Annotated in this window: 17 protein-coding genes; 13 read left to right on the top strand and 4 right to left on the bottom strand. The window is 65.1% G+C overall.

Going from position 1 to position 15,438, the window contains the following annotated elements:
* Window positions 1-157: 157 nt before the first annotated feature.
* The 10 genes from ACQ4MJ_RS10335 to ACQ4MJ_RS10290 all read left to right on the top strand — a co-directional run bounded on the left by ACQ4MJ_RS10335 (window position 158) and on the right by ACQ4MJ_RS10290 (window position 9,507).
* Window positions 158-1,180, top strand: a complete 1,023-nt coding sequence (locus ACQ4MJ_RS10335; protein ID WP_121506678.1) for a sulfate ABC transporter substrate-binding protein — start codon at window positions 158-160, stop codon at window positions 1,178-1,180.
* A gap of 186 nt (window positions 1,181-1,366) precedes the next feature.
* Window positions 1,367-1,957, top strand: coding sequence for an NADPH-dependent FMN reductase (gene ssuE / locus ACQ4MJ_RS10330; protein WP_121506677.1), 591 nt, complete (start codon window positions 1,367-1,369; stop codon window positions 1,955-1,957).
* Between the two features lie 174 nt (window positions 1,958-2,131).
* Window positions 2,132-3,100: a sulfonate ABC transporter substrate-binding protein gene (locus ACQ4MJ_RS10325; RefSeq protein WP_431152767.1), complete on the top strand. Its 969-nt coding sequence runs from the start codon at window positions 2,132-2,134 to the stop codon at window positions 3,098-3,100.
* A gap of 26 nt (window positions 3,101-3,126) precedes the next feature.
* A complete protein-coding gene (locus tag ACQ4MJ_RS10320; protein WP_431152768.1) occupies window positions 3,127-4,146 on the top strand; it encodes a sulfonate ABC transporter substrate-binding protein in 1,020 nt (339 codons plus the stop codon).
* Window positions 4,147-4,189: 43 nt separating this feature from the next.
* A complete protein-coding gene (gene ssuD, locus ACQ4MJ_RS10315) occupies window positions 4,190-5,368 on the top strand; it encodes an FMNH2-dependent alkanesulfonate monooxygenase (RefSeq protein ID WP_431152769.1) in 1,179 nt (392 codons plus the stop codon).
* 24 nt (window positions 5,369-5,392) lie between these two features.
* Entirely contained in the window at window positions 5,393-6,256 is an 864-nt protein-coding gene (ssuC, locus tag ACQ4MJ_RS10310; RefSeq protein ID WP_291503926.1) for an aliphatic sulfonate ABC transporter permease SsuC, read from the top strand.
* 189 nt (window positions 6,257-6,445) lie between these two features.
* A complete protein-coding gene (locus ACQ4MJ_RS10305; protein ID WP_431152770.1) occupies window positions 6,446-7,255 on the top strand; it encodes an ATP-binding cassette domain-containing protein in 810 nt (269 codons plus the stop codon).
* A gap of 79 nt (window positions 7,256-7,334) precedes the next feature.
* Window positions 7,335-7,550 (top strand): TOBE domain-containing protein, encoded by a 216-nt coding sequence (locus tag ACQ4MJ_RS10300; protein ID WP_055393898.1) that lies wholly within the window; start codon window positions 7,335-7,337, stop codon window positions 7,548-7,550.
* Window positions 7,551-7,967: 417 nt separating this feature from the next.
* The gene (locus ACQ4MJ_RS10295) at window positions 7,968-8,378 is read left to right on the top strand and encodes a GreA/GreB family elongation factor (RefSeq protein WP_431152771.1); all 411 of its coding nucleotides are present in this window, start codon (window positions 7,968-7,970) and stop codon (window positions 8,376-8,378) included.
* A gap of 136 nt (window positions 8,379-8,514) precedes the next feature.
* Window positions 8,515-9,507 carry a universal stress protein gene (locus tag ACQ4MJ_RS10290; protein WP_431152772.1) on the top strand — a complete coding sequence of 331 codons (993 nt, stop codon included), beginning with the start codon at window positions 8,515-8,517 and terminating at the stop codon, window positions 9,505-9,507.
* On the opposite strand, the gene ACQ4MJ_RS10285 is transcribed toward ACQ4MJ_RS10290, so the two are convergent.
* A complete protein-coding gene (locus ACQ4MJ_RS10285) occupies window positions 9,476-10,810 on the bottom strand; it encodes a PLP-dependent aminotransferase family protein (RefSeq protein WP_431152773.1) in 1,335 nt (444 codons plus the stop codon). The genes ACQ4MJ_RS10290 and ACQ4MJ_RS10285 overlap by 32 nt on opposite strands.
* A gap of 132 nt (window positions 10,811-10,942) precedes the next feature.
* Between ACQ4MJ_RS10285 and ACQ4MJ_RS10280 the strand changes: the two genes are divergently transcribed.
* Window positions 10,943-11,542 (top strand): DJ-1/PfpI family protein, encoded by a 600-nt coding sequence (locus ACQ4MJ_RS10280; RefSeq protein ID WP_431152774.1) that lies wholly within the window; start codon window positions 10,943-10,945, stop codon window positions 11,540-11,542.
* An 80-nt stretch (window positions 11,543-11,622) separates the two neighbouring features.
* On the opposite strand, the gene ACQ4MJ_RS10275 is transcribed toward ACQ4MJ_RS10280, so the two are convergent.
* Entirely contained in the window at window positions 11,623-11,994 is a 372-nt protein-coding gene (locus tag ACQ4MJ_RS10275) for an HPF/RaiA family ribosome-associated protein (protein ID WP_431152775.1), read from the bottom strand.
* 492 nt (window positions 11,995-12,486) lie between these two features.
* On the opposite strand from ACQ4MJ_RS10275, the gene ACQ4MJ_RS10270 reads away from it, so the two are divergent.
* Window positions 12,487-12,918 (top strand): TerB family tellurite resistance protein, encoded by a 432-nt coding sequence (locus ACQ4MJ_RS10270; protein ID WP_431152776.1) that lies wholly within the window; start codon window positions 12,487-12,489, stop codon window positions 12,916-12,918.
* A 61-nt stretch (window positions 12,919-12,979) separates the two neighbouring features.
* On the opposite strand, the gene ACQ4MJ_RS10265 is transcribed toward ACQ4MJ_RS10270, so the two are convergent.
* Entirely contained in the window at window positions 12,980-13,873 is an 894-nt protein-coding gene (locus ACQ4MJ_RS10265) for a LysR substrate-binding domain-containing protein (RefSeq protein WP_431152777.1), read from the bottom strand.
* Between the two features lie 116 nt (window positions 13,874-13,989).
* On the opposite strand from ACQ4MJ_RS10265, the gene ACQ4MJ_RS10260 reads away from it, so the two are divergent.
* A complete protein-coding gene (locus ACQ4MJ_RS10260; protein WP_431152778.1) occupies window positions 13,990-14,400 on the top strand; it encodes a hypothetical protein in 411 nt (136 codons plus the stop codon).
* A gap of 66 nt (window positions 14,401-14,466) precedes the next feature.
* Here ACQ4MJ_RS10260 and ACQ4MJ_RS10255 read toward each other — a convergent pair whose 3' ends face one another.
* Window positions 14,467-15,339, bottom strand: coding sequence for a LysR family transcriptional regulator (locus tag ACQ4MJ_RS10255; RefSeq protein WP_431152779.1), 873 nt, complete (start codon window positions 15,337-15,339; stop codon window positions 14,467-14,469).
* Window positions 15,340-15,438 lie beyond the last annotated feature (99 nt).

The raw sequence follows: 15,438 nt of genomic DNA, 5'->3' as shown, positions 1-15,438 counted from the left end.
GGAATTCCTTGTAGTGGGGGCGAGCGAAAAAGGCTTCGCTCAGATGATTTGGATATTAAGAACTGAAATCTCAGTAGTTCCAGTTTTGAAGAGGGCCTTCCAGAATGCGTTCCATCGGTGATTTGCACCGCAACACATTCACAAAAGAGGCCCTCCCATGAACTTTCGCCGCGACTTTATCAAGTTTCCCTTCGCCGCCGCCCTGGTGGGCAGTTTGGCCCTGACGGCATTGCCGTCGTTTGCACAGTCTGTGACGCTGCTCAATGTGTCGTACGACCCGACCCGCGAGCTGTACGTGGAGTTCAACCAGGCGTTTGCCAAGCACTGGAAGGCCAAGACCGGCCAGGACGTGACCATCAAGCAAAGCCACGGCGGCTCGGGCAAGCAGGCACGCTCCATCATCGACGGGCTGGACGCCGACGTGGCCACGCTGGCCCTGGCGGGCGACACCGATGCGCTGCACACCAACGGCGGCTGGATTCCCAAGGACTGGCAAAAGCGCCTGCCACACAACAGCTCGCCCTACACCTCGACCATCGTGCTGGTGGTGCGCCAGGGCAACCCCAAGGGCATCAAGGACTGGGACGACCTGGTGCGCGCCGATGTGAAGGTGATCACGCCCAACCCCAAGACCTCGGGCGGCGCGCGCTGGAACTACCTGGCCGCGTGGGAATTCGCCAAGCGCAAGTACGGTGGCGACGCCAAGGCCAAGGACTTCGTGGCCAAGCTGTATGGCAACGTGCCCGTGCTGGACACCGGCGCGCGTGGCTCCACCATCACCTTCGCTCAGCGCAACCAGGGCGACGTGCTGATCGCCTGGGAGAACGAGGCCTACCTGCTCGAAAAGGAGTTCGGCACCAAGTTCGACGTGATCGCGCCTTCGATCTCCATCCTGGCCGAACCCGCCGTGTCGGTGGTGGACAAGAACGTGGACAAGAAGGGCACCCGTGCCGTGGCCGAGGCCTATCTGCAGTACCTCTACACCGAAGAAGGCCAGGACATTGCGGGCAAGCACTTCTACCGCCCCGCCGTGTCTGACAAAGCCAAGGCCAAGTACGCCAAGCAGTTCCCCAAGCTGAACCTGTTCACCATCAACGACGCGTTCGGTGGCTGGGACAAGGCGGCCAAGGACCACTTTGCGGACAACGCGAGCTTTGACCAGATCTACACGCGCAAGTAAGTAAGCCAGCAAGCCCGCCCGCCTCTGTGCGCGGGTGGGCAGTGCCCCGATCTCCACGCAAGAAACCCAGCCCGGGCGGGCCGGGTAGGGCGCTGTACGTCCTTTTTATAAGAAAAAACAGCCTTCTGCGCGCGTCCATCAAGCGCTGATAGCTATCAAAACAGTAGTAATCAAGGAATCCACACTATGTCCGCCTTGCTCATCGCTGGCAGCCCTTCGGAGCGTTCCCGCTCCGCCGCCTTGCTCGACGCCGTGGCCCAGCGCCTTTCGGTGCGCGGTGCGCTGGTGGACCGCATCCACATCCGCGACCTCTCGCCCCAGGCGCTGCTGCTGGCCGACTTTGGCCACCCCACGGTGGTGCATGCCATCGACCAGGTGGCCGATGCCAGCGTGCTGGTGGTGGCCACCCCGGTCTACAAGGCGGCCTACAGCGGCGTGCTCAAGGTGTTTCTGGACCTGCTGCCGCAAACGGCCCTCAAGGGCAAGGTCGTGCTGCCCCTGGCCACGGGCGGCAGCCCGCACCACATGCTGGCGCTCGACTACGCGCTGCGGCCCGTGCTGCAGTCGCTGGGCGCCAAAAGCATCCTCCCGGGCATTTACGCCACCGATGCCCAGGTCACGCTGACGCCCGAGGGCAGCTACCACCTGCAGCCCGACATCGCCACGCGGCTGGACGACGCGGTAAATGTGCTCGTGACCGAAACCCTGCGCCCATCGCCCGCCCAGGCCACGCGGTTTGCGCCGGTTCCGTTCTCGCAGGTGCGATGTAGCGTCTGACAACGGCCTGGCGCTGCGGCCCTGCCGTGGTGCCAGCGCCTGCCTTCCTCCCCCTTCGTCCCTCTTTTTTGATTTTGTTGCTGCGCCGGGTGCGCGGGCAGGGCGGTGTGCCGCCTGCTGCCAACCCAGTCCGGTCGTCAGTCCCTCACCTGTTTTGAATCTGGAATCCGCACCATGAACGAACTGAACCGCTTCTCCCTGCAACGCCGCCAACTGCTGGCTGCGGTTGCTGCCAGCACCGCAACAGTCGCAACGCCCCAGGCCTGGTCGCAAAACGCTGGCCGCGTGCTGCGCGTGGGCCACCAAAAGGGCTGGCTCTCCATCCTCAAGGGCCGAGGCACGCTCGAAAAGCGCCTGGCCCCGCTGGGTGTGAAGGTGACCTGGACCGAGTTCAACGCGGGCCCCGTTCAGCTCGAAGCCCTCAATGTCGGCTCCATCGACTTCGGCGACGTGGGCGAGGCCCCGCCCATCTTTGCCCAGGCCGCTGGCGCGCCGCTGGTCTATGCCGGTGCCACCGTGCCGCGCCCCGCACTGGAGGCGGTCATTGTTCCCAGCGGTTCGCCCATCCGCAGCGTGGCCGACCTCAAGGGCAAGCGCGTGGCCTACAACAAGGGCTCCAACGTGCAGTACTTCCTGGTCAAGCTGCTCGAGAAGAACGGCCTGAAATACGGCGACGTGCAATCCATCTTCCTGGCCCCGGCCGACGCGCGGGCCGCGTTTGAACGCGGTGCGATCGATGCCTGGATCATCTGGGACCCCTTCCTCGCCGCCGCGCAAAAGCAACTCGATGCGCGCCTGCTGGTCGATGCCACGGGCGTGGTCAACAACCGCGCCTACTACTTCACCTCGCGCGACTTCGCCACCAGGAACGCCGACGTGCTGCGCATTGCCATCGAAGAGGTCAACGCCATCGACACCTGGGCGTCCAAAAACAAGGAGGCCGCGGCGGCCGAGCTGTCGGCCGTGCTGGGTCTGGACAAGTCCATCACCGACCTGTACCTGAGCCGCGCCCGCTTCGGCACCGCGCCCGTCACGCGCGAGATCCTGGCCGAGCAGCAGGCGATTGCCGACACCTTCTTCGACCTCAAGCTCATCCCCAAAAAGCTCAACCTGCTGCATGCCGCGCCGGTGGATCTGCTGTGACCCGGGCCATGAAAGGACACATCGCCATGACCCACCTCACCGTCCACCCAGAGCGCCGCCGCGCACTGCAGCTGCTGGGCGTTACCGCTTTCAGCTGGGCGCTGGCCAGCCGCTATGCCCACTCGCAAAGCGCCGCCGTGCAAGGGCCTGAGCAACTGCGCATTGGTTATCAGAAGTCGGCCGTCAACCTCGTCATCCTGAAGCAGCAGGGCGTGCTGGAAAAGCGCTTTCCGGGCACGCGGATCAGCTGGCTGGAGTTCCCGGCCGGGCCGCAGCTGCTGGAGGCGCTGTCGGTCGGCAGCCTCGAATTCGGCCTGACCGGCGACTCGCCGCCCGTGTTTGCCCAGGCCGCCGGCAAAGACCTGCTCTATGTGGGGGCCGAGCCGCCCAAGCCCGACAGCTCGGCGCTGCTGGTGCTCAGGGATTCGCCCCTGCGCACCCTGGCCGACCTCAAGGGCCGCCGCATTGCCGTGCAAAAGGGCAGCAGCGCGCACTACCTGCTGGTGCGCGCCGTGGAGCGTGCGGGCCTGCAGTGGGCCGACATCCAGCCCGTGTACCTGGCCCCGGCCGATGCACGTGCCGCGTTCGAGCGCAAGAGCGTGGACGCCTGGGCCATCTGGGACCCGTTCTACGCCGCCACCGAGCTGGCCATCCAGCCCCGCGTGCTGGCCACGGGGCGCGACCTGGCCAGCAGCAACAACTCCTTCTACCTGGCGGCCCGCCCCTTCGTGCAGGCCCACCCCCAGGTGCTGCGCGTGCTGTTTGAAGAACTCAGCCGTGCCGACCGCCTGGCGCAAGAGGCGCGCAAGGACGCGATCAAGCTGATTGCCGACTTCAGCGGCCTGGACGCGGGCGTGGTGAGCCTGTTCATCCAGCGCCGTCCCTCGTCGCCCGTGGGGCTGTTGAGCAACGCCACGGTGGCCGACCAGCAGCGTGTGGCCGACGCGTTCTTCAAGCTGGGCCTAATCCCCAAACCCGTGAACGTGGCCGACATCGTGTGGCGGCCAGCGGCTGCGCAACTGGCTGCTGCCACCTCCAAGCCCTGAGTCACATCCGCCACATCCAACCCATATCTATTCCGAGGCATTCATGAAAATTTTCTGGTTCATCCCCACCCATGGCGACAGCCGGTATCTCGGCACCGCCAAAGGCGCACGCCAGCTCAACCACGACTACCTCAAGCAGGTCGCGGTGGCGGCCGACAGCCTGGGCTACGAGGGTGTGCTCATCCCCACCGGCCGCTCGTGCGAAGACCCGTGGGTGGTGGCGGCCAGCCTGCTGCCCGTCACGCGCAACCTCAAGTTTCTGGTGGCCGTGCGCCCTGGCCTGCACCAGCCCGCGCTGGCTGCGCGCATGGCGGCCACGTTCGATCGCCTGTCCGGCGGGCGCCTGCTCATCAACCTGGTCACAGGCGGCGACCAGGCCGAGCTGGAGGGCGACGGCGTGTTCCTGGACCACGCCACGCGCTACGAACAGTCGGCCGAGTTCATCCGCATCTGGCGCGAGATTCTGGCGCGCAGCCACCGGGGCGAGAGCCTGGACTTTGAAGGCCAGCACCTCTCGGTGAAAGGGGCCAAGCTGCTCTTTCCGCCGTTGCAGAAGCCCCACCCGCCCGTGTACTTTGGCGGCTCGTCGCCCGCCGCACACGACCTGGCGGCCGAGCAGGTCGAGACCTACCTGACATGGGGCGAGCCACCGGCCGAAGTGGCGAAGAAGGTGGCCGACGTGCGCGCCCGTGCCGCCAAACACGGCCGCACCGTCAACTTCGGCATCCGCCTGCACGTCATCGTGCGCGAGACCGAGGAACAGGCCTGGGCCGCTGCCGAAGAACTCATCAGCCATGTGACCGACGACACCGTGGTGCGCGCCCAGGCCGTGTTTGCGCGCATGGACTCCGAAGGCCAGCGCCGCATGGCGTCCCTCCATGCGGGCGGCGCCAAGCGCAGTCGCAAGGACCTGGAGATCAGCCCCAACCTGTGGGCGGGCGTGGGCTTGGTGCGTGGCGGTGCAGGCACCGCTCTGGTGGGCGACCCGCAGACCGTGGCTGCGCGCATTGAGGAATACGCAGCGCTGGGGCTGGACACTTTTGTGCTGTCGGGCTATCCGCACCTGGACGAGGCCTACCGCTTTGCCGAGCTGGTGTTCCCGCTGCTGCCCCTGCCGTTGCGCAACCAACTGGCCAGCGGCAACCCCTTGTTTGGCAACCCACTGGGCCCGTTTGGCGAAACCGTGGCCAACGACTTTGTGCCGCGCGCGTCGCAAAGCTGACTTGTCCCCGAACCGGAACTCTCCATGACACACACCGCAAGAGAACTGCAGGTATCCCCGGTGGCCGACGCCGTGGACCTGCCCATCGAAGGGCCGTTTTTGCCCGCACCCGTGGCCCGCTTTCTCGCCAGCGTCGCACAGCGCCTGTTGCCTTGGGCCGTGCCCATCGGCCTCATCGCGCTGTGGCAGATCGCATCGTCACAGGGCTGGTTGTCTACGCGTGTGCTGCCCGCACCGCTGGAGGTCGTCAAGGCCGCGTGGACGCTGGCCGCTTCGGGCGAACTGTGGACCCACGTCCAGGTCAGCGCGGGCCGTGCGCTGGCCGGGCTAGCCGTTGGCGGCGGCCTGGGACTGGCGCTGGGCCTGCTCACCGGCTCGGTCAAGCTGTTCGAAACGCTGCTCGACTCCACCATCCAGATGGTGCGCAACATCCCTGCGTTGGCGCTCATCCCGCTGGTGATCCTGTGGTTCGGCATCGACGAATCGGCCAAGCTGTTCCTCATCAGCGTGTCGGTGTTCTTCCCCATCTACCTCAACACCTTTCACGGCATCCGCAATGTGGACCCGGGGCTGATCGAGATGGGCCGCACCTATGGCCTTGGCCGCTGGCAGCTCTACAAGCAGATCATCCTGCCCGGGGCGCTCTCCAGCATCCTGGTGGGGCTGCGCTTCTCGCTCGGTTTGATGTGGGTGATCCTGATCGTGGCCGAGACCATCTCGGCGCAGGCGGGCATTGGCTACCTCACGATGAATGCACGCGAGTTCCTGCAGACCGACATCGTGCTCGTGGGCATCCTGCTGTATGCGCTGCTGGGCAAGCTGGCCGACGTCTTCGCCAAGGGGTTGGAGCGCTACTGGTTGCGGTGGCATCCCGGATACCAGGCGTGACACCCCCCTGAGGCGCTGCGCGCCTTCCCCCCCGCTCTCGCTTCGCGGGCAGGGGGACGACGCACTCGCTGCGGGGCGGCCCTTGCTCTGCGTCCCTCGCATGGGGCCACGCCCTCAGCAAGGTCCTGTGTCAGATTACTCACATTTTTATAGCTGCTAGCGCTTGATAGATAAGCGCGGGAGGCCATTTTGACCACTAATACATCTCCACAACCCCAAGGCGTGCGCCTGGAAGTGCGCGGCGTGGACAAACGCTACGGCACGCGCGACGTGCTCAAGAAGACCGAGCTGGTCATCGAACCCGCCCAGTTCGTCGCCATTGTGGGCCGCAGCGGCTGCGGCAAGAGCACACTGCTGCGCCTGGTGGCGGGGCTTGAACCTGTCTCCGGCGGCGCGATCCGCCTCGATGGCCAGGACGTTGCAGGCCTGAGCGGCGACACCCGCATCATGTTTCAGGACTCGCGCCTCTTGCCCTGGAAGCGCGTGCAGGACAACGTGGCCTTGGGCCTGCCGCCCGCGCAGCGCGGCGCAGCCGCCGACGTGCTGGCCCGCGTGGGCCTGGGCGATCGGTTGACCGAGTGGCCCGCGCGCCTGTCCGGCGGTCAGCGCCAGCGCGTGGCCCTGGCGCGTGCCCTGGTGCACAACCCGCGCCTTCTGCTGCTCGATGAACCATTGGGCGCGCTGGATGCGCTCACCCGCATAGAGATGCACCGCCTCATCGAAGGCCTGTGGCGCAGCAGCGGCTTCACCGCGCTGCTGGTCACCCACGACGTGCAAGAGGCCGTGGCTCTGGCCGACCGCGTGATCCTGATCGAAGACGGCCAGATCGCGCTGGACCAGCGCATCGACCTGCCACGCCCGCGTGCACATGGCGACGCCGCGTTTGCCGCCATCGAGAAACGCATCCTCGACCGGGTGCTGCAAAAGCCCGAGGGGGAGCCTGCGCACGAGGTTTCCTGGCCCGGCGTGCCTGCGCATGGCTTGCGCTGGGCGGTCTGATTTCTCTCTCTCTCTCTTTTCGTTTGCTTGTTTTTCTTTCACTGACCTCTTTTTCAACGGACTATTCAAGGAGAACCCCATGTCCATTCAAGCCATCAACGTACGCAACCAGTTCAAGGGCAAGGTCCGCGAAATCATTCGCGGCGACGTCGTCTCCGAGGTCGATGTCGAGACGCCATGGGGCGTCGTCACCTCGGTCATCACCACCCGCTCGGTGGACGACCTGGGCCTCATCGTCGGCTCCGACGTGGTCGCGCTGGTCAAGTCCACCGAGGTGTCGATTGCGAAGCTGTGAGGCAACCGTCGTACGGATGGTGGGGGCAGTTCAAGAGGCCCACACTTTGACGTCCAGCGCCCGCAGGATAAGCTCAAGAAGCCGTAAGGTGTGAAGTCTTCGGGCGCGGCTATCTGGCAAGAACCCTGGGGCCATTCAGCCCAAAACCGCCTGCGCGGCTTAGACTCTGCCGCATGACGACCCTCCTAATTTGCACTTTTGCCGCCTTGGCTGCGCTGCTCCACGCTGCGGCTGTCGCGCGAGCGGCAGCAAAGAAGAATGCGCGTCGTCAGCTGACGCCAGCACATTCATAAGCCCGGCGGCACCCTCTCCCCCCATCCTCTTTCAGCGCAACCATCCACCGCCGGGCACCAGCCTCGCGCGGTAGCGGCCGTCTTGTTCACACGGGGCGACAGCCGCATTTGATGGAGTGCTTTCATGCATGAAGCTGTTGTTGTCGTTCACGGCGAGCGCACGCTCACCGACCTGGACTATTCGCGCCTGAGCAAGCTGGTGGGCCACCAGCTCCCCGCTGTTCTTGACGATCTGCTTGCCAACGCAGACATCACCAACTCGCGCGCCGTGTCGGCCAACGTGGTCACCATGTATTCCCGCGTGGAACTGGTGGACGTGCACACCCACCGGCGCCAGGTGCTCACCATTTGCTACCCGCAAGACGCAGAACCGGCTGCGGGTTTCATTTCGGTGCTGTCGCCCGTGGGCATCAGCCTGCTGGGCCTGAAGGTGGGGGATGTTGCCAAGTGGCACACGCCGTATGGCGAAGAGTGCGCGGCCGTTGTCGAAGGCATTCAGTTCCAGCCTGAGGCCACGGGCGACTACGTCACGTAGTCGTCAGCCCCGCAGCAACCCGTCTGCGGCCCGCCAGGGGCCGCGCTCACCAGCATCACCGCCGCCAGCCCGGCGCCACCTTGCATTGGCGCTTCGGGATAGGTGCGCGCTGTGCAAAACAGAAGGACCTTCAACTATGACCCCTCGCTCCATCCTCGCCATCACTGATTTCTCTCTGCAGGGAGGCCATGCCATCGCGCGCGCTGCGCTGCTGTGCGCTGAGCACCGTGCAACTCTGAGGCTCGTCTATTTGGCCCCACCCGCTGAGGCACCCCCGCCGGACGCGGGCGTGCGCCTGTCGCACCATGCGCTGCAACTTCGGCAGCGCCACGGCATCCACGTTCACGCGGCAACGCGCATCGACTTCACCGCTGCGGATGTGGTGCGCGAGGCGGCGGGCGCCGACCTGGTGGTGTGGGGCACGGCGCCGTTGCGTGGCCTGCGCGCCTGGTTCACCGCGCATCCCGCCATCCAGATGCTGCGTGCCTGTCAGCGCCCTGTGATCGTGGTGCGCAATCCTGCCGACCAGCCTTACCAAACTTTGATGGTGGCGGTGGACTTCTCGCGGGTGTCGCACCGTCTGGTCGAGCTGGCTTTTGCGCTGCATCCCATCGCGCGGGTTGAGCTGTTCCATGCGATCAGCACCGCCAACGAGGGCAAGCTGCGGTATGCCGAAGTGTCTGAACGCACCATTCAGATCTACCGGGAGGAATGCCGCCGCCATGCGCAAGACCGGATGTTCACACTGACCGATTCGTACGACGCACGGCGCAACCGGCTGTCGTCTTCCATCGGGCGAGGCGATCCAGCCCGGCAGGTGGTGGTGCAGCAGCAGAACACGGCAGCGGACCTCATCGTAGTGGGCAAGCACCCGGCGTCAAGGCTCTCTGACCTGCTGTTCGAGAGCGTGGCGCAACGCGTCGTGCGCGATGCGCTCGCGGATGTGCTGGTGGTGCCGAACGACTTTCAACCGGCGTCACGTGGCTCGGCGGTACAGCGCCTGGCCACCGATCTGCCGGTGCGCCGCGTCAAGGCGGGTTCGCCGCGTTTGCCGAGTTATCCCAACCCGGCCGCGCTACCGGACTCCTTGCACCTGTTCACGAACAGTCCTGCACCACCACATCCTTGACCACGGCCAGCGCCCGGGCCAGGTCTTCAAGCGCCACCGACCCCAGCGCGATGCGCAGCGCGTGGGGCACATGGGTGGTGGTGGCAAACCCTTCGGCGGTCGACACGGACACCCCGCGTTCTGCCAGGGTGGCGGCGATGCGGTCGGCCCGTTGGTCGTCGCCCAGCGGCAGCCAGATGAAGTAGGAGTTCGGGTGCCGTACCAATTTCAACCCCGCCAGCGCCCCGGTGGCAATGGCCTGGCGCTGCGCGGTGTCTGCGCGTTTGTCGGCCTCCAGCCGGGCCACGGTGCCGTCTTCGATCCAGCTGCAGGCGATGGCGGTGATGACCCCGGCCGTGTTCCAGGCGGTGGCACGCACGGCGCGTTCGATGGGGCCGATCAGTTCGCGCGATGTGGCCACAAAGCCAAACCGCAAGCCCGTGGCCACGTTCTTGGACAGGCTGGAGAGGTACACCGTGCGCTCGGGGGCCAGCGCCGCGATGGGGGGCGGCGCCTCGGGCGCGAGGTAGGCATAGGGTGCGTCCTCGATCACCAGCAGGTCGTGTGCGCGCGCCATGCCCACCAGGCGCTTGCGGGCGCGGGCGCCCATCACGCAGCCCAGCGGGTTGTGCAGGGTGGGCATGGTGTAGATGGCGCGCACGGGCCGGGTCTCGCACAGGCGCTGCAAGGCGTCCAGGTCGGTGCCAGCGGGGCCCATGGGTACCGGGGCCAGGTCCAGCCGCAGGCGTTCTGCCAGCACGCGAAAGCCGGGGTAGGTGAGGGCGTCTACCGCCACCACGTCGCCGGGGTTGAGCAGGCCCATGGCCGCCACGGCCATGCCGTGCTGCGCGCCGTTGACGATGAGCACCTGCTCGCCCGCCACTTGCAGCTGGCGCGTCTTCAGGTGCCCGGCCACGATGGCGCGTTCGTGCGGCCGGCCGCCGTAGGGGTGGTAGTGCAGCAGCGATTCCAGGTCGCCGGAGGCGGCCAGCTTGCGCAGGGCATCCCGCAGCAGGTCTGCCTGGCCCGGCACGCTGGGGTTGTTGAACGAGAGGTCTGCGGCGCTGGGCGCGGGCGTGGTGAGGTCGGCGTCGGCACCGCGCGGGGAGGCGGGGTCGCGCACAAAGGTGCCGCGCCCGGTTTCGCCCACCACCAGGCCGATGGCCTCCAGCTCGGCATACACGCGGCTGGCCGTGGCCAGCGCCAGGCCATGCCGCTGGGCCAGTGCGCGGTGGGTGGGCAGGCGTGTGCCCGGCCGCAGCAGCCCCGTGCGGATGTCCGACGCCAGTGCGTCCACCACTTGCTTGTACCGAACCTGGCCCATGGTGTTGTGCACCTGCGTTGAAACGTATCTATGACAATTTTTTGATTGTATTGAATGCCGTCGATAGGATGCGCTTCGCCATTTCATGCTTCATTCACTCGCCTTTCCTCTACTGAACAGGACTCCACCGCCATGCGCATCGCCATCCTGACCTTCGACGGTTTCAATGAACTCGATTCCCTGATTGCCCTGGGCCTGCTCAACCGGGTGAAGAAACCGGGGTGGGAGGTGTCGCTGTGCTGCCCTACAGACCAGGTGCGTTCCATGAACGGCGTGACGGTGCAGGCCCAGTCGCTGCTGCCCTATGCGCGGTCGGCCGATGCCGTGCTGGTGGGCAGCGGCATGAAGACCCGCGAGGTGGTGCAGGACGCCGCCCTGATGGCGGAGCTCGACTTCGATCCGGCTCGCCAGTTGCTGGGCGCCCAGTGTTCGGGGGCTTTGATCCTGGCCAAGTTGGGGCTGCTTGACGGCGTGCCGGCCTGCACCGACCTGACCACGAAACCCTGGGTGCAAGAGGCTGGTGTCACCGTGCTGAACCAGCCTTTCTTTGCCAAGGGAAACGTGGCCACGGCGGGCGGGTGCCTGTCGGCGCAGTACCTGGCTGCCTGGCTGATTGCGCGGCTGGAAGGGCCCGAGGCTGCCCGCGAAGTCATCCACTACTTTGCCCCGGTGGGCGAGAAGGAAGAGTACGTCGCCCGGGCTATGGGGCATGTCACCCAACATGACAGTTGATGCGAGTGACCTTGCCATCGCTTGCTAGGGGAACGGACCCTGTGCAGCGGTTGGCGGGTTGAGCGGCAGCGCTTGGGTCCCTATGCAGGGTATTCGCCGGTGCCGTGGGATTCAGAGCTTGCCCTCCCGTCGCGGCGGAGCTGTTTGCGCTGCGCTGTGCTGCGGCGCCAGGTACGCAGAAGGTGGCGGGCGGCGCTTGCCAGGGCTTCGTCCAGCGCGCAGCGCCAGTCCTTGGCCACAGAAGACACCACCACAGCGCCTGCACCATCGGTGCGCAGGGCTATCTGGCAGCGCTTGTCAGGGCCGCCCCGGGGGCCGTTGATGTCCTCCAGCTTGATCTCTGCACGCGGCACCAGGGCGTTCAGCCGCCTAAAGGCAAAGCGCACCCGGCGCTCCACAGATTCGCGCATCAACGCGGCTTCGGGGTGGCGTGTTCTGAAAAGAATCTGCATTTGCGATCTCCTGAGTTGAGGGTGACACCGTAGCCCGCAGCTTGGCGGTAAACCAGCAGGAAGTTTCTTCGTTGCATTTCTGAAAATCCTGTGCATTGGCGGCGATTTCGCTGCGGATGAGTCACTTCGACTTTTTGGATGTCTACATCAGAGAAAACCTGCTTCTTGTCAGCGGGCGGGGGGCACACATTCAAGGCTTCTTCCTGTTCGCAACTTTCCGCCTCAAAGGAACCGTCCGTGAAACCCTGGTCTGGTGTCTCTTCACTTATTGCCTCCCTGCGTCATCGCCTTGTGCGCTGGCTCTCCCGTGTCGCCGTGGCTCGGGCACCTGTGCTGCGGCGCGTTCCGGTCAAGGTGCCGCTGCGGGTGCAAGCCCAGTACCGCGACGGCTGGCAGCCGCGTTAACGCTATCGCCGCTAGGGCGCGCTGGGTCAACCATTGCTTGCTTGTCACCTTTGTCATTGCACTTACCCCATTTCAAGGAGATCAGAGATGCGTAGCTATCCCCGCAATAGCCCCGAAGCTGTGGCCCGAATCGTCGCCTTGCTGTTGATATCGGATGGCCATGTGAGCCGGTCCGAGCTGGATGCCTTGCATGGGCTTGATATGGAGCAGGAACTGAGTCTGCCGCAAGGCGGCTTTGGCAAGGTGCTGCATGGCCTGTGCGAAGACCTGTGGATGGGCATGCATGAACAGCGGGTTTTGACCGCCAGCATTGATGGCCCCACGCTGACCTTGCTGTTCGCTGAAGTGACAGACCCTGAGCTGCGGCGCAAGACCCTGGAGTTCGCGTACACCGCAGCCATGGCAGACAGTCACCTAGCGCCGAGTGAGTGGTGGCTGATGAATGCAGCAGGCCGGTATTGGCAAATGGGCTTCATGCCCTCCGGGATCGGCCACTACGAGCTGGCGCAGGCTGCCTGATGCAGCTGTAACTGCAAGTGCAACCATAAACAAGGGGGATGGTGGTTGTGTGGGAAGCCCGCTAGGCTGTACCCAGCACTGCGGAAGCATCCACCAACTGCCGCACCAGCGGGTGGTGCTGCCCCCGGCGCGACCAGATAGCGTGAACCTCCTCAAAAAGCTGGGGGCATTCACCCAGCAGGCGCAGCCCACGCACCAGCCCCACATCTTGCGCACCCAGACGGCTGACCGGAAATACCCCCAGCCCCCGGGCCGCAAACACGGCCAACAAGGCGCTGTCTTCAAACTCACCCACCACACGTGGTTGCACTCCAACGTCCTGAAACCAGGCATCCAGAGTGGCCCGTAGTGGTGCATGGTGCGTAGGCAGCAGCACGGGAAAGTCTCGCAACGACTGGGGAAACCGGTCACGCACCTGCATTTTTACCAGCGACGCCGGGCCATACCACTGCAGGGCCGAGCGGGCAATGCGTTGACTTGTCAGGCGCTGGTGGGGGTTGCGCGGCGCGGCTTGCCCGGCCAAAACCACGTCCAGCTGGTGCAGTGCCAGCTCGGATAGCAACTCGTCGGACTCGCCCTCGTGGCACACCAGCCGTAAATGGGGCGTGGCCAGAACGGGCTCCAGCAGTGCATGTGCCGCCAGTTTGGAGATGCCGTCAGACAGACCCACCGACAACCGCGCCACACGGGCGGTTGCGGCTTCGCGCACCTCTTCTTCGATGTGCTGGCCCAGTTGAAAAATCTCTTCAGCCCGTGTGAATGCGGCTTGCCCGGCTTCGGTCAGCGCCACACCGCGCCCCGAAGGCTTGAGAAGCTGGTGGCCCAGCGCTTTTTCCAGATCGCGCACCTGTGCGCTGATGGTTTGCACAGCCATGTTCAGCCGGTCTGCCGCACGGGCAAAGCCACCTTCCTTGGCAACCATCCAGAAGTAGTACAGGTGGCGGTAGTTCAGCATGGGCGGGCTCAGGTTCGAGAAAACCGAATGCTAGGTGCGGCTGGGGCTGGTGTCTATGCCGCGCAGGTTTGCCCATACTCGCCGCTTGCCAATTTGAAAATAAAGGAAGCTTTCACATGTTCTACGCACTCAACTGGTTTCTTTCATTGGCGCTGCTGGCCCTGTGGTCTCTGGCATGCTGGGGAATGCATGCGGTCACGGTCTGGGCGGTGTCCAGCGCGGGCGCATTGACTGGCGGCAGCGCGGTGGCAAACACCATCCTGGTGCCAGGCTGGCTCAAGGCCTGGATGCCCCCAGAGTTGATGGGCCAGTGGGAGGCCTTCGTATCATCTGTGGGCCCCATGGTGCAAGCTGTGCTGGAGGCCGTGCCTGCTCTTGCAGGGGGCGTCACCTTCCTGGCCTGGGTGCTGTGGGGCCTGGGTGCCGTGCTGCTGGTGGCACTGGCGGTCGGTATCCACATCCTGATTGCGCTGGCAAAGCGCCATAACGGTGGCCCTGGCGCGGCCAAAGCGGCACTGGTGCGCTGAACGAGGCAGCGCAGCCCTTGCACGGGCTGCGTCACATTCCGGGTATTTTGGCGTGGCGCTTCTGCATCAACGGTTTTCCGTCTCATCGGGGCGGCTGGGGTTGAGCCGCTCCATGAACAAATCCACCAGAGCACGCAGCCGTGGCAGCCTGCGCAAATCCCGGTGATAACCCAGCCAAACGTCGCGCCCTGGCGGAGCCTTGGCGCCTTCCAGCCTTTGCAAGCCGGGGTGTGAATCACCCAACGGGCACGGCAACACGGCCAGGCCCGCGCCCGATGCACAGGCCACCACCTGCACGTGCCGGTTGTTGCTGCGAAACGTGATGCGCGCAGAGGGAAAGGCCTCGCGCAGCCAAGCTGCGTCCGGCATTTCGCTGAAGCCCAGGTCCATCGTGATGAGGCGAACGTGGGCCCCGTCTTGGTGTAAATCTGCGCCGCGCTGGGTGTACAGCGCGTAGGGCACATGCATCAGCCGTCGCTGTATGACGTCGGGTTCGTCAAAAGGAACAATCCGCGCCACCAGGTCTGCCTCGCGGCGTGCCAGGCTGAACAGGCGCGCATCGGTCAGGAGTTCGATGGTGACCCGAGGGTGGTGGTTGGTAAACGCTGCGCAAAGGGGCGCCAGCACGTGCAGACCAAACCAGTCGGAAGTCGATAACCGCAGGCTGCCTTCCAGCTGTTGATCAGCGCCATCCAGTTGCCTGGAGAACGACAGTGCCTGCGCCTCCATACCCTCGGCATGGCTCAGCACGGCGGCCCCCTCGTCGGTCAACACGAAGCCCTCGGAGGTTCGCTGGAACAGGGTGTGGCCCAGAGAAAGCTCCAACGCCTTCAACCTCCGGCCCATGGTGGGCTGGCTTTGTTTGAGCGCGCGGCCTGCCGCACCCAGCGTGCCGTGCCGGGCAATGGCCAAGAACACCTGCACGTCATCCCAATTCATCGGCTGCATCATGCAAAAGTGAATGAACGAGTTTCAATCTTGTGGATTTTCATTCAAAAGCGAACGGCAGACACTGGTGGCACTGTTCATTGCAAAGAA

Source organism: Acidovorax facilis (assembly GCF_050626955.1).
GTDB classification, from domain to species: Bacteria; Pseudomonadota; Gammaproteobacteria; order Burkholderiales; family Burkholderiaceae_C; genus Acidovorax; species Acidovorax facilis.
This window is presented reverse-complemented; position numbering and strand designations above follow the sequence as displayed.

Coding starts and splice junctions, on each gene's coding strand:
- ACQ4MJ_RS10335 (WP_121506678.1), top strand. CDS start 158: ATGAACTTTCGCCGCGACTTTATCAAGTTTCCCTTCGCCGCCGCCCTG.
- ssuE (WP_121506677.1), top strand. CDS start 1,367: ATGTCCGCCTTGCTCATCGCTGGCAGCCCTTCGGAGCGTTCCCGCTCC.
- ACQ4MJ_RS10325 (WP_431152767.1), top strand. CDS start 2,132: ATGAACGAACTGAACCGCTTCTCCCTGCAACGCCGCCAACTGCTGGCT.
- ACQ4MJ_RS10320 (WP_431152768.1), top strand. CDS start 3,127: ATGACCCACCTCACCGTCCACCCAGAGCGCCGCCGCGCACTGCAGCTG.
- ssuD (WP_431152769.1), top strand. CDS start 4,190: ATGAAAATTTTCTGGTTCATCCCCACCCATGGCGACAGCCGGTATCTC.
- ssuC (WP_291503926.1), top strand. CDS start 5,393: ATGACACACACCGCAAGAGAACTGCAGGTATCCCCGGTGGCCGACGCC.
- ACQ4MJ_RS10300 (WP_055393898.1), top strand. CDS start 7,335: ATGTCCATTCAAGCCATCAACGTACGCAACCAGTTCAAGGGCAAGGTC.
- ACQ4MJ_RS10295 (WP_431152771.1), top strand. CDS start 7,968: ATGCATGAAGCTGTTGTTGTCGTTCACGGCGAGCGCACGCTCACCGAC.
- ACQ4MJ_RS10290 (WP_431152772.1), top strand. CDS start 8,515: ATGACCCCTCGCTCCATCCTCGCCATCACTGATTTCTCTCTGCAGGGA.
- ACQ4MJ_RS10285 (WP_431152773.1), bottom strand. CDS start 10,810: ATGGGCCAGGTTCGGTACAAGCAAGTGGTGGACGCACTGGCGTCGGAC.
- ACQ4MJ_RS10280 (WP_431152774.1), top strand. CDS start 10,943: ATGCGCATCGCCATCCTGACCTTCGACGGTTTCAATGAACTCGATTCC.
- ACQ4MJ_RS10275 (WP_431152775.1), bottom strand. CDS start 11,994: ATGCAGATTCTTTTCAGAACACGCCACCCCGAAGCCGCGTTGATGCGC.
- ACQ4MJ_RS10270 (WP_431152776.1), top strand. CDS start 12,487: ATGCGTAGCTATCCCCGCAATAGCCCCGAAGCTGTGGCCCGAATCGTC.
- ACQ4MJ_RS10265 (WP_431152777.1), bottom strand. CDS start 13,873: ATGCTGAACTACCGCCACCTGTACTACTTCTGGATGGTTGCCAAGGAA.
- ACQ4MJ_RS10260 (WP_431152778.1), top strand. CDS start 13,990: ATGTTCTACGCACTCAACTGGTTTCTTTCATTGGCGCTGCTGGCCCTG.
- ACQ4MJ_RS10255 (WP_431152779.1), bottom strand. CDS start 15,339: ATGAATTGGGATGACGTGCAGGTGTTCTTGGCCATTGCCCGGCACGGC.